At 69.0% G+C, this 10,998-nt stretch carries 12 protein-coding genes; 5 read left to right on the top strand and 7 right to left on the bottom strand.

Annotation, left to right across the window (positions count from 1 at the left end; genetic code table 11):
* The 3 genes from ACK5F2_RS09050 to ACK5F2_RS09040 form a co-directional block, all read left to right on the top strand.
* Positions 1 to 451 (top strand): ATP-binding cassette domain-containing protein (locus ACK5F2_RS09050; protein WP_409864208.1); only part of this gene is annotated, 451 nt, incomplete at its 5' end.
* 47 nt (positions 452 to 498) lie between these two features.
* Positions 499 to 717, top strand: coding sequence for a molybdopterin-binding protein (locus ACK5F2_RS09045; RefSeq protein ID WP_409864206.1), 219 nt, complete (start codon positions 499 to 501; stop codon positions 715 to 717).
* Positions 714 to 1,334, top strand: coding sequence for an RBBP9/YdeN family alpha/beta hydrolase (locus ACK5F2_RS09040; RefSeq protein WP_409864205.1), 621 nt, complete (start codon positions 714 to 716; stop codon positions 1,332 to 1,334). The genes ACK5F2_RS09045 and ACK5F2_RS09040 overlap by 4 nt, the downstream gene beginning before the upstream one ends.
* Here ACK5F2_RS09040 and ACK5F2_RS09035 read toward each other — a convergent pair.
* The 6 genes from ACK5F2_RS09035 to dusB form a co-directional block, all read right to left on the bottom strand.
* Positions 1,262 to 2,875, bottom strand: a complete 1,614-nt coding sequence (locus ACK5F2_RS09035; protein ID WP_409864203.1) for a GMC family oxidoreductase N-terminal domain-containing protein — start codon at positions 2,873 to 2,875, stop codon at positions 1,262 to 1,264. The two genes, ACK5F2_RS09040 and ACK5F2_RS09035, sit on opposite strands and share 73 nt — an antisense overlap.
* Complete coding sequence (locus tag ACK5F2_RS09030; protein WP_409864202.1) at positions 2,875 to 3,426, bottom strand: hypothetical protein; 552 nt, start codon at positions 3,424 to 3,426, stop codon at positions 2,875 to 2,877. The genes ACK5F2_RS09035 and ACK5F2_RS09030 overlap by 1 nt, the downstream gene beginning before the upstream one ends.
* A complete protein-coding gene (locus tag ACK5F2_RS09025) occupies positions 3,426 to 4,838 on the bottom strand; it encodes a coniferyl aldehyde dehydrogenase (RefSeq protein WP_409864201.1) in 1,413 nt (470 codons plus the stop codon). The genes ACK5F2_RS09030 and ACK5F2_RS09025 overlap by 1 nt, the downstream gene beginning before the upstream one ends.
* A gap of 353 nt (positions 4,839 to 5,191) precedes the next feature.
* The gene (purH, locus tag ACK5F2_RS09020; protein ID WP_409864199.1) at positions 5,192 to 6,775 is read right to left on the bottom strand and encodes a bifunctional phosphoribosylaminoimidazolecarboxamide formyltransferase/IMP cyclohydrolase; all 1,584 of its coding nucleotides are present in this window, start codon (positions 6,773 to 6,775) and stop codon (positions 5,192 to 5,194) included.
* 41 nt (positions 6,776 to 6,816) lie between these two features.
* Positions 6,817 to 7,050 (bottom strand): helix-turn-helix domain-containing protein, encoded by a 234-nt coding sequence (locus ACK5F2_RS09015; RefSeq protein WP_409864197.1) that lies wholly within the window; start codon positions 7,048 to 7,050, stop codon positions 6,817 to 6,819.
* Positions 7,047 to 8,105 (bottom strand): tRNA dihydrouridine synthase DusB, encoded by a 1,059-nt coding sequence (gene dusB / locus ACK5F2_RS09010; RefSeq protein WP_409864196.1) that lies wholly within the window; start codon positions 8,103 to 8,105, stop codon positions 7,047 to 7,049. Before dusB ends, ACK5F2_RS09015 begins: the two co-directional genes overlap by 4 nt.
* Positions 8,106 to 8,207: 102 nt before the next feature.
* On the opposite strand from dusB, the gene ACK5F2_RS09005 reads away from it, so the two are divergent.
* Positions 8,208 to 8,696: a YqaA family protein gene (locus ACK5F2_RS09005; RefSeq protein ID WP_409846428.1), complete on the top strand. Its 489-nt coding sequence runs from the start codon at positions 8,208 to 8,210 to the stop codon at positions 8,694 to 8,696.
* 31 nt (positions 8,697 to 8,727) lie between these two features.
* The gene (locus tag ACK5F2_RS09000) at positions 8,728 to 10,221 is read left to right on the top strand and encodes a carboxypeptidase M32 (protein ID WP_409864195.1); all 1,494 of its coding nucleotides are present in this window, start codon (positions 8,728 to 8,730) and stop codon (positions 10,219 to 10,221) included.
* Between the two features lie 28 nt (positions 10,222 to 10,249).
* Here the strand turns inward: ACK5F2_RS09000 and ACK5F2_RS08995 are convergent, their stop codons facing one another.
* Entirely contained in the window at positions 10,250 to 10,873 is a 624-nt protein-coding gene (locus ACK5F2_RS08995) for a DUF642 domain-containing protein (protein ID WP_409864194.1), read from the bottom strand.
* Between the last annotated feature and the right edge of the window lie 125 nt (positions 10,874 to 10,998).

Below are 10,998 nucleotides of genomic sequence, written 5' to 3'. Positions count from 1 at the left end.
GGCCGAGCGCGCGCAGGACTGGCCGGCCGTGCTCTCGGGCGGCCAGCGCCAGCGTGTGGCCCTGGCCCGCGCCCTGGTGCACCGCCCGCGTCTGCTGCTGCTGGACGAGCCCCTGGGCGCCCTGGATGCGCTCACCCGCATCGAGATGCACGCCCTGATCGAGTCGCTCTGGCGCGAGCAGGGCTTTACCGCGGTCCTGGTCACCCATGACGTGGCCGAGGCCGTGGCCCTGGCCGACCGCGTGGTGCTGATCGAGGATGGCCGCATCGCCCTGGATGAGCCGGTGCCACTGCCGCGACCGCGCCAGCGCGCCGACGCCAGGGCCGCGGCCATCGAGGCCCGCATTCTGCAGCGCGTCCTGCGTCAGCCCCAGCCCGCGGACAGCGAAGCGCCCGACAGCCGCTGGCCCCAGGAGCCGCTGCGCCTGGGCGCGCTGCGCTTTGCCGTCTGAGCCGGGCCAGCCACACCGTTTCCCCAACCCACAAGGAGTTCCGTTCCATGAGCATCACCGCCATCAACGTGCGCAACCAGTTTCGCGGCACGATCAAGGAGATCATCGAGGGCCCGGTGGTCAGCGAGGTCGATGTGCAGACCTCCGAGGGCTTGCTGGTCACATCGGTCATCACCACACGCTCGGTCAAGGAGCTGGGCCTGGTGCCGGGCAAGGCGGTGGTGGCCCTGGTCAAGTCCACCGAAGTCTCCATCGCCACCTTATGAGTGCCGGGCCGCGCCTGATCGTCGTACCGGGGCTCAATGACAGCCCGCCGGGTCACTGGCAGAGCGAGCTGCAGCTGCGCTTTCCGCAGGCGCAGCGGGTTGTTCAGCACGACTGGGTCACGCCGGACCTGGACCGTTGGGCCGCCCGGGTGGGCTCGGTGCTCGCGCGTGGCAGCGGACCCTGCGTGGCGGTGGCGCACAGCTTTGGCGTGCTGGCGCTCTTGCGCCATCTGCGCCTGGATGCCGGCTCGCCCGTGGTCGCTGCCCTGCTGGTGGCACCGGCCGACCCCGACAAGTTCGGCCTGGCCGAGCTGCTGCCGCAGCAGCGGCTAGCGCTGCCGCACACCCTGGTGCTCAGCAGCAGCGACCCCTGGATGCGGCTGAGCGTGGGCCAGCGCTGGGCGGGGCGTTGGGGCAGCGCCGTGGTGCAGCTGGGCGACGCGGGTCATATCAATATCGCCTCCGGCCATGGGCGCTGGGCCTGGGCGGAGCATTGGGTGAACCAAGCCTTGCAGCGCCAGAGTAGCGCGGCGGCGGAGCCAGCTCAGGCCAGCGCGACCGACTTGCCCGCCAGGACCTTGGCCAGCCCCGTGCTCAGCCGGGCCGCCTGTGCGTAGACCGAGACCTGGGGGTTGGCGCCTATGCTGGTGGGGAAGAGCGAGCCGTCGTGTACCGAGAGATTGCTGATCTGCCAGTGGCGGCCGTCCGGTCGCACCACGCCGCGCTCGGGCTCGGCGGACATGGCGCAGCCGCCCATCACATGGGCACTGACCACGCGGGTCAGATAGGGCTGCATGGGCAGGGCCCGAATGGCGTCGCGGGCCTGGGACCAGCTCTCGTAGGCGCGGGCGCTTTCGTGCACAGGTGTCACGCTGCGGGCGCCGGCGGCAAACTGCAGCTCGGCCATGGAGAGCAGGGCGCGGCGCGCGCCCTCCAGCACATAGGCATTGAGCGGGTAGTCCAGCACCGGACTGCCGTCGCTGCGCAGCCGCACGCGACCGCCGGTGGAGTCGGGGTGAAAGCCATCGCGCAGCAGGGCCAGCATGGCCTGTGAGTGCGGGAAGGCCTTGAGCACCGCGCCGAAGGCCTGTCCGTGCCCGGCCATGGTGGACGCCAGCAGCACCGGGTGCGTAGGGCCCACCTCCAGCTTGTAGCCCATGGGACCGTCCAGCGGCGGCTGTTCAAGGAAGTGGTCCGAGTAGAGGCTTTGCGGGGCGCCGGCCCAGCCCTCGATGCGTTCCTCGAACTGGGCGGCGGAGATCACCGTGGGGTGCAGGAAGGTGCGCTGGCCCACCCGCTCATGCGGATCCGGCAGGCCGGAGCGCAGCAGCAGGGCTGGGGTGTTGATGGCGCCGCCCGCCAGCACGAAGTGCTTGGCGCGGATGCTGAAGGCGGGGCCGTCGGGGTCGCCGTTCAGGGCCACCGGCTGGCAGTGCAGGCGCTGGAGCTCGGTGCTGTCCCACTCCAGACGCGTGGCGCGGCTTTGCACCAGCAGGGTGGCGCCCAGCTCGAGCGCGGCCGGGATGGTCGTGACCAGCATGGACTGCTTGGCATTGGTCGGGCAGCCCATGCCGCAGGAGCCCAGATTCCAGCAGCCATGCACATTGCGGCGTATGGTGGACACCTCGATGCCCAGCGCCCGACCGCCGCGGCGCAAGACCTGGTTGTTGCCATTGGGCTCGCCGCCCCATTCGCCGATGTGCAGGCGCCGCTCCACCTGCTCGAACCAGGGCGCCATCTGCGCCTCGCCCAGCTCGCGCAGCCCGAACTGCTGCTGCCACCAGGCCAGGGTCGGCGCCGGGGTGCGGAAGCTGCTGGTCCAGTTGACGGTGGTGGAGCCGCCCACGCAGCGGCCCTGCAGGATGTTGATGGCCTTGTCGGCCGTCTTGCGTGCTGCGCTCTCCTGGTAGAGGGCCGGGTAGGCCTCGGACTCGCGCTGGCGAAACTGGCTGGAGGAGCGCAGCGGCCCCTCCTCGACGATGATCAGGCGCAGGCCGGCCTTGGCCAGCAGCTCGGCCGTGATGCCGGCCCCGGCGCCGCTGCCCACGATGAGCACATCGCATTCCAGCTCCTGGGGGATGGGGCCGTGGCCGCCGCCCAGCACCTTCCAGCCGCGGGCTAGGCCGTCCTGGATGGGGTCCTTGATCGTGCTGCTCATCAAATCTCTCGCGGGCCGGGGTAGCCCATCAAGGCCCAGTGCTCGGGCTGGGTGAAAAACACGGCTGCGTTGAGATCACGCAAGGCGAAATAGACCTGTTGGCGCAGGGCCAGGCGCGAGCGGCGCAGCCCCTCCAGCGCCGCACCGACCTCGGCCACGGAGGCCTGCGGCCAATCCTGGTCCAGCCCCGTCAGAGCCAATCGGCCCGGGGCGCTGCCCAGCAGCGACAGCAGCTGGGCCAGCTCGGCGCGCGTGGCCGCGGGCAGGGCCGCGATGCTGGCATCCAGGGCTGCCAGATGGCGTTCCATGCTGGCTTCGAGGGCCGGTCCGGGGGCGGGCCACAGGCCGTCCAGCACGGCCAGGGCCACGCTGCGCATCAGGCCGCGAGCCGCGGGCGCGAGGCGGGTGTTGGCTTCCAGCAGCCCCGGCTTGAGCAGGGCCACGCCGCCGCCCGCCACTGCCAGCAGGGCGGCGGCGCCCAGACCGAGCTTGAGCAGCCGGCGGCGCTGGGGGGAGTGGCTGCTCACGTGGCTCTGGCTGTTCATGCGCATCAGGCGATCTTCTTCAGCAGTGCCAGCAGGCGCTCGAAGGTGGCGCCATAAGGCGGGTAGAACAGCTGGGTGCCGGCAAACCAGCGCGGCTGGCTGAACACCGGCTTCATCTTGCTGAAAGTGTTGAAGCCCCAGATGCCGTGATAGGCGCCCTGGCCGCTGGCGCCGACGCCGCCGAAGGGCTGGTCTTCCTGGCCGATGTGCCAGAGGCAGTCGTTCAGCGTCACGCCGCCGGCGTGGGTCTGCGCCAGCACGCGCTCGCGCGCAGCGCTGTCGGCGCCGAACCAGTACAGCGCCAGCGGGCGAGCATGGTCCTTGATGTAGTCCAGCGCCTGTTGCTCGCTGTCGTAGGGCAGGATGGGCAGCAGCGGGCCGAAGATCTCTTCCTGCATCACCGCCATGCCCTCGTTGACGTCCAGCAGCAGGTGCGGCACCAGCTTGCGGCCTTCGCCAATCCCCTCATGCGTGGGCAGCAAGCGCGCGCCCTTGGCGCGGGCATCGTCCAGCAGGCCTTGCAGGCGCGCCAGGTGGCGCGGCGTGGCAATGGCGCTGTAGTCGGCATTGCCGGCGATGCTGGGGTAGAGGCGTCGCACCGCGGCGATCAGTGCGTCGGCCAGCGGCTGCACCATGGCGCGCGGCGCCAGGATGTAGTCGGGGGCGATGCAGGTCTGGCCGGCATTGAGCAGCTTGCCGAAGGCCAGGCGCTCGGCGACCTGCGCGATGTCGGCGCTGGCATCCACCAGCGCGGGTGACTTGCCGCCCAGCTCCAGCGTCACCGGGGTCAGGTGTTGTGCCGCGGCCTGGGCCACCAGCTTGCCCACCGCGGTGGAGCCGGTGAAGAACAGGTGGTCGAAGGGCAGGGCCGCGAACGCGCGGCCCACTGTGGCGTCGCCGGTGATGACCTGCATCTCTTCGGGCGCGAAGTACTCGCCCACCATGCGCGCCATCAGCGCCGAGGTCTCGGGCGTCAGCTCCGAGGGCTTGATCATCACGCGGTTACCGGCGGCCAGGGCGGCGATGGCCGGGCTCATCGCCAGCTGGTAGGGGTAGTTCCAGGGCGCGATCACGCCCACCACGCCCAGGGGCTGCGGGATCAGGCGGTTGCTGGCCGGCAGGTAGTGCAATGCGGTGGGCATGCGGCGCTGGCGCATCCAGCGACCCAGATGCGAAGACGCATGCTTGGCGGCCATTTCCACTGTGGCCACATCGGCCAGCTGGGTCTCGTGGCGCGAGCGGTGGCTGAAGTCCCGCGAGATGGTCTCGGCCAGTTCGTCGGCGTACCGGCGCGTCATGGCCAGCACGCGGGCCAGGCGATCGCGGCGCGTGGCCAGGCTGGGCATGGGCTCGGCGCGGAAGGCGGCGCGCTGCGCCTCCAGGGCCAGCCGCAGCAGTTCGTCGGGGATTTGGTTCAAGGCAACTCCTCTACGGCAAAGGCTAACCCCTGCAGCGGGTTGCGCCAAGCGTAGAGGCCCTGGACTAGGGGTGCGGCTCTAGGTGGAGCCACCCTGTCACCGGGGTGACAGCCCGTAGTCCGGCCCACCCCGATCCCTGGGCCAGTTCTGCGGGGCAGGTTCTCCGGCAGGTGGAGGACAGTGCGCAGGGACCGAACCCGGACAGGGAGCGTCCTGAGGACGGTCCCTGCCTGGTGAGGGCCAGGGCCGTCCCGGCCCTGGCGGCTCGGTCCCATCTCAGCCTTGCCCCGCGAGACGGGTCAAGGCCTTCGGCAGGCGTCGGACAGTGCGCAGGCACTGTCCTCGGTCCCGCCTCAGTGACGGAAGTGGCGCACGCCGGTGAAGACCATGGCGATGCCGCGCTCGTCGGCAGCGGCGATCACCTCGGCATCACGCATGGAGCCACCCGGCTGGATCACGCAGCTGGCGCCAGCGTCGGCCAGCACATCCAGGCCGTCGCGGAAGGGGAAGAAGGCATCGCTGGCCACGGCCGAACCGCTCAGCGAGAGGCCTGCGTTGGCGGCCTTGATGGCGGCGATCTTGGTGGAGTCCACACGGCTCATCTGGCCGGCACCCACGCCCAGGGTCATGCCGCCGCCGCAGAAGACGATGGCATTGCTCTTGACGTACTGGGCCACGGTCCAGGCGAACATCAGGTCCTCGATCTGCTGGGCCGTGGGCTGCAGCTTGGTGACGATCTTGAGGTCCTGCGGCTTCAGGAAGTGGTTGTCCGCCGTCTGCACCAGGATGCCCGAGCCCACGCGCTTGATGTCCTGGGCATTGCGTCCCTGCTCCCAGGGCGTGCTGCCACCGGCCTGGGGCAGGTCGATCTGCAGCAGGCGCACATTGACCTTGCTCTTGAAGATCTCCAGCGCCTGGGCGCTGAAGCTGGGGGCCATCAGCACCTCGACGAACTGCTTGGCCACCTGTTCGGCGGCCGCAGCGTCCACCTCACGGTTGAAGGCGATGAGGCCGCCGAAGGCGCTGGTGGGGTCGGTCTTGAAGGCCTTGGCATAGGCCTCGGCGGCGTTCAGGCCGATGGCCACGCCGCAGGGGTTGGCGTGCTTGATGATCACGCAGGCCGGGGTTTCAAAGCTCTTGACGCATTCCCAGGCGGCGTCGGCGTCGGCGATATTGTTGTAGCTGAGTTCCTTGCCCTGCAGCTGCTTGCCCGTCACCAGGGAGCCGGGGGCGGGGTGCAGGTCGCGATAGAGCGCGGCGCTCTGGTGGCTGTTCTCGCCATAGCGCAGGTCCTGGACCTTGATGAAGCTGCTGTTGAGCTGGCCGGGGTAGGCCGACAGCGAGCCGTCGTCCTGGCGGGCGCTCAGGTAGTTGCTGATGGCCGCGTCGTACTGCGCGATGCGGTTGAAGGCGGCCACGCTGCAGGCAAAGCGGGTCTTGTCGCTGGTCTTGCCCGCGCTCTTCAGCTCGGCGAGCACCTGGGCGTACTGGCCGGCGTCGGTCAGCACGGTGACGTCCTTCCAGTTCTTGGCCGCGCTGCGCACCATGGCCGGGCCGCCGATGTCGATGTTCTCGATCGCGTCTTCCAGCGTGCAGCCGGGCTTGGCCACGGTGGCTTCGAAGGGGTAGAGGTTGACCGCCAGGATGTCGATCATGCTGATGCCATGCTGGCCGGCGGCGGCCATGTGCTCGGGCAGATCGCGACGGGCCAGCAGGCCGCCGTGGATCATGGGGTGCAGGGTCTTGACGCGACCGTCCAGCATCTCGGGGAAGCCGGTGTGATCGGCCACCTCGGTCACGGGCAGGCCGGCATCGGCCAGCAGCTTGGCCGTGCCGCCGGTGGAGAGCAGGCGCACGTTCAGCGCATGGAGCTCGCGGGCGAACTCGACGATGCCGGTCTTGTCGGACACGGAGATCAGGGCGGTGAGTTGGGTCATGGTGGGTGACTTCAGGGGTGGAATGCGGGTGCGTGCGGTGCTCAGATCAGTCCGTGGTCGGACAGCTTGCGGCGCAAGGTATTGCGGTTGATGCCCAGCCAGTCGGCGGCCTTGCTCTGGTTGCCGCCGCTGCGTTGCATCACGACCTCCAGCAGGGGCTTCTCCACCAGCTTGATCAGCATCTCGTGCATGGAGTGGGGTTCCTCGCCGTCGAGGTCGCGGAAATAGGCTTCAAGGTTCTCGCGAACCACGGTATCGATGGGCTTGGGCGTCATGCCGGCAACCTTGTGCTTTCTTCTTGGTCTTCATCGTTGGCTGCAGCCTGCGCGGGCAGGTAGGGCAGCCGCTCGTGCTGGTCCGCCAGAATCTGGAAGAACTCGCCCAGCGCAGCCACCTGGGCCTCGCAGCTGTCCAGCAGATTCATGCGCTGGCGGAAGTCCTCCCCGCCGGGCAGGGCGCGCACCGCCCAGCCGATGTGCTTGCGGGCGCTGCGCATGCCGGTCAGCGCGCCGTAGAGGCTGTAGTGATCGTGCAGATGCTCGATCAGCCAGTCGCGCGCCTGCAGCACCGGGGGCGCGGGCAGCTCCTCGCCGGTGGCCAGGTAGTGCGCGATCTCACGAAAAATCCAGGGCCGGCCCGGGGCGGCGCGGCCCACCATCAGCGCATCCGCGCCGGTGTAGGCCAGCACCTCGCGGGCCTTGGCCGGGCTGTCGCTATCGCCGTTGGCCACCACCGGAATGGCGAGCGCGGCCTTGACCGCGCGGATGGTGTCGTACTCGGCAAAGCCCTTGTAGCCCTGCTCGCGGGTGCGACCATGCACCGTGACCATGGCCACGCCGGCGGCTTCGGCGCGGCGCGCCAGGGCCACCGCGTTCTTCTCGGCCTCGCACCAGCCTGTGCGCATCTTCAGGGTCACCGGCACGCCATGCGGGCGCGCCGCTTCGACCACCGCCTCGATGATCTCCAGGGCCAGGGGCTCGTCCTGCATCAGGGCCGAACCAGCCCATTTGTTGCAGACCTTCTTGGCCGGGCAGCCCATATTGATGTCGATGATCTGGGCGCCGCGCTGGATGTTGTAGACCGTGGCCTCGGCCATCATGGCCGCCTCGGTGCCGGCGATCTGCACCGCGATGGGCGCGGTCTCGCCCTCGTGATTGGCCCGGCGCGAGGTCTTGAGGCTGTTCCAGAGGTCCTTGCGCGAGGTCACCATCTCGGAGACCGCATAGCCCGCCCCCAGGCGTTTGCACAATTGCCGGAACGGCCGGTCGGTGACGCCCGCCATGGGTGCCACGAAGAGGCGGTTCGGCAGCTCATGGGGGCCGATGAACATGGGCAGGCGAGGGGGAGGAGGGTGCTGAAAAAAGAGGCAGGATTATAGCGCCGGCCCCAAACCGCCCCTCCTCGGCACGGCGGGTCCGGATAATGCGCCCGCATGGAAGTCTGGCTGCAAGAACATATCAACGCCCTGCTGGCCTGGCTGGCCCTGCCCGAGCTGGGGCTGCCGGCGGTCTTCATCGTCGCCCTGGTCTCGGCCACCCTCTTGCCCATGGGTTCGGAGCCCGCCGTCTTCGGTCTGGTCAAGCTCAACCCGGAGCTGTTCTGGCCGGCGGTGCTGGTGGCCACGGTGGGCAATACCGTGGGCGGCGCGATCAGCTGGTGGATGGGTTATGGGGCGGAGCGGCTGTACGAGCGGGCGGCCCAGCGGCCGCCGCGCGAGCGCCGCGCCCTGCAATGGCTGCAGCGCTTTGGCGCCAAGGCCTGCCTGCTGAGCTGGCTGCCGGTGGTCGGTGACCCCCTGTGCGCCCTGGCCGGCTGGCTGCGCCTGCCCTTCTGGCCCTGTGTGTTCTTCATGGCCCTGGGCAAGTTTGCCCGCTACCTGAGCATGACCGCGGCCTTGCTCTGGGTCTTCCCCAATCCCTGACAATGCCGCGACCAAGCCACCACACATCACGATGAGCAACACCCCCGCTTACGACGAGCTGTGCCGCCGCCATCAGCGCCTGCACCGCCTGGCCCACCTGCAGTCCATCGCCTCCTGGGACCAGTCGGCCTTCATGCCGCCCTCGGGCAATGAGGCCCGTGCCCTGGCCCTGGCCGAGATGGGTGGCCTGCTGCACCAGCAGGCCATCGATGCCGCGCTCAAGGGCCTGCTGGACAGCGCCGAGGGCGAGGGCCTGGACGAGACCCAGCGCGCCAATCTGCGCGAGATGCGCCGGGCCTGGCGTGCCAGCAATGCGCTGCCGCAGTCTCTGGTGGAAGAAAAGAGCCTGGCCATCTCGCGCTGCGAGCATGCCTGGCGCAGCCAGCGTCCGGCCAATGACTGGGCCGGCTATGCCGAGAACCTGCGCGAGGTGCTGCGCCTCACCCGCGAGGAGGCGCGCCTGCTGGCCGAGGACAGCGGCCTGTCCAAGTACGACGCGCTGATGGACCAGTACGAGCACGGCATGCGCAGCACCGAGGTGGACCGCGTCTTTGGCGATCTGCGCCAGTGGCTGCCGGGGCTGATCCAGCGCGTGCAGGAGCGCCAGCGCAGCGAAGCCGTGCAGGTGCCCGCGGGCCCCTTCGCCACGGCCGCCCAGCGTGCCCTGGGCCAGGACGCGATGCGGCTGATGGGCTTTGACTTCGAGGCCGGCCGCCTGGACGAAAGCGCCCACCCCTTCTGTGGCGGCGTGCCCGAGGATGTGCGCATGACCACGCGCTACCGCGAGGACAGCTTCCTGCCCAGCCTGACCGGCACCATCCATGAAACCGGCCATGGCCGCTACGAGCAGAACCTGCCGCGCGAGTGGCTGGGCCTGCCGCTTGCCCGCGCCCGCTCCATGGGCCTGCACGAGAGCCAGAGCCTGTCTTTCGAGATGCAGCTGGGCAGCCACCCCGCTTTTGCCGGCCTGCTGAGCCCGCTGATCGTCAAGCATCTGGGCGAGCAGCCCGCGTTTGCGCCCGAGAACATCAATCGCCTGCTCACGCGCGTGGTGCCCGGCCATATCCGCGTGGATGCCGACGAGGTCAGCTACCCCGCCCATGTGATCCTGCGCTACGAGATCGAGCGCGCCCTGGTGGAGGGTGAGATCGAGGTGGACGACATCCCGGCCCTGTGGGACGCCAAGATGATGGAGCTGCTGGGCATAGACACCCGCGGCAACTACAAGGACGGTCCCATGCAGGATGTGCACTGGGGCGCCGGCCTCTTCGGCTACTTCCCCTGCTACACCCTCGGCGCCATGTACGCGGCCCAGTGGTTCGCCAGCATGCGCCGCGAGATGCCCGATCTGGACCAGCGCATCGCCGCCGGCGAGCTGAGCCCCGTTTTCGACTGGCTGAACGCGCGCATCTGGAGCCAGGGCTCGCGCTGGGAGACGGCCGAGCTGGTGCAGCGCGCCAGCGGCGAGCCGGGCCTGAATCCGGCCCATTTCCGCGCCCATCTGGAAGGGCGCTATCTGGGCTGAGACCCGCGAGGGGCGCGGCAGGAGCCGGTCAGCGCTTCTTGTTCTTGCGGCGCCATGCCGCGCACAGGATCACGACCAAGCCTGCACCCATCAGTCCGTAACTTGGAGGTTCGGGGATGGGGCTCAGCGGGACGATCGACACATCGTCCAACAGCGTGCCGTAGCCGTCCTGGGCGCCCGCCGCAGCAAAAGTCAGCGTGGTCTGAGACTCGTTGGCCAAGAAGTTGCGTCTGATCTGGGTCCAGCTCTTATTGTTGTCTTGGCCGACGAGTTCAACCGCGGGGCTGGCGGAGACCTGCCAAGTCAGCCCGTTGCTCGGCGCACCCAGTGAGTCAAAGCGTTGCGCGATCCAGAAGCTGATCTCGTAGCTCTGTCCCACGACGGTGGCGAAGCTCTGGCTGAGCTGGCAAAAGCCACATTGCCCCTCCAATTCGATGGCATTGCTTCCCTCTTGTGCTGAGGGGGACGCGTACGACCTTGTATGCAGTTCCACCGCGCCGCGCGGCGTAAGCCAGCCGCCTGCTGGGTTGCTCAGAAAGCTCCACCGGCTGCCAAGGGCTTGCGAGTTTGCTTCGAAGCTGCCGTTCTGCAGCAGATTTGCTTGGGCGAATACTGGGGCTGCAGCAAGACAAATCGCCAGTACGTGCTTCATCTCGTCACTCCTTCGTTGTGCGAGGCCGAACTTTGGTGCAAACCGGCGGCCAGCTGTCTTAAGGAGTGTTAAGCCACGATGCGGCGCAGGCACCATGGCAATGGCTGACGCGTCATCATTGACGA

The sequence above is a fragment of the Roseateles sp. genome (assembly GCF_046300915.1).
In the GTDB taxonomy this organism is placed as follows: domain Bacteria; phylum Pseudomonadota; class Gammaproteobacteria; order Burkholderiales; family Burkholderiaceae_C; genus Kinneretia.
This window is presented reverse-complemented; position numbering and strand designations above follow the sequence as displayed.

What these genes read in the sequence shown, in the direction of transcription:
- dusB (WP_409864196.1), bottom strand. Translation starts at nt 8,105, where the DNA reads ATGTTCATCGGCCCCCATGAGCTGCCGAACCGCCTCTTCGTGGCACCC.
- ACK5F2_RS09030 (WP_409864202.1), bottom strand. Translation starts at nt 3,426, where the DNA reads ATGCGCATGAACAGCCAGAGCCACGTGAGCAGCCACTCCCCCCAGCGC.
- ACK5F2_RS09015 (WP_409864197.1), bottom strand. Translation starts at nt 7,050, where the DNA reads ATGACGCCCAAGCCCATCGATACCGTGGTTCGCGAGAACCTTGAAGCC.
- ACK5F2_RS09005 (WP_409846428.1), top strand. Translation starts at nt 8,208, where the DNA reads ATGGAAGTCTGGCTGCAAGAACATATCAACGCCCTGCTGGCCTGGCTG.
- ACK5F2_RS09040 (WP_409864205.1), top strand. Translation starts at nt 714, where the DNA reads ATGAGTGCCGGGCCGCGCCTGATCGTCGTACCGGGGCTCAATGACAGC.
- ACK5F2_RS08995 (WP_409864194.1), bottom strand. Translation starts at nt 10,873, where the DNA reads ATGAAGCACGTACTGGCGATTTGTCTTGCTGCAGCCCCAGTATTCGCC.
- ACK5F2_RS09000 (WP_409864195.1), top strand. Translation starts at nt 8,728, where the DNA reads ATGAGCAACACCCCCGCTTACGACGAGCTGTGCCGCCGCCATCAGCGC.
- ACK5F2_RS09045 (WP_409864206.1), top strand. Translation starts at nt 499, where the DNA reads ATGAGCATCACCGCCATCAACGTGCGCAACCAGTTTCGCGGCACGATC.
- ACK5F2_RS09035 (WP_409864203.1), bottom strand. Translation starts at nt 2,875, where the DNA reads ATGAGCAGCACGATCAAGGACCCCATCCAGGACGGCCTAGCCCGCGGC.
- purH (WP_409864199.1), bottom strand. Translation starts at nt 6,775, where the DNA reads ATGACCCAACTCACCGCCCTGATCTCCGTGTCCGACAAGACCGGCATC.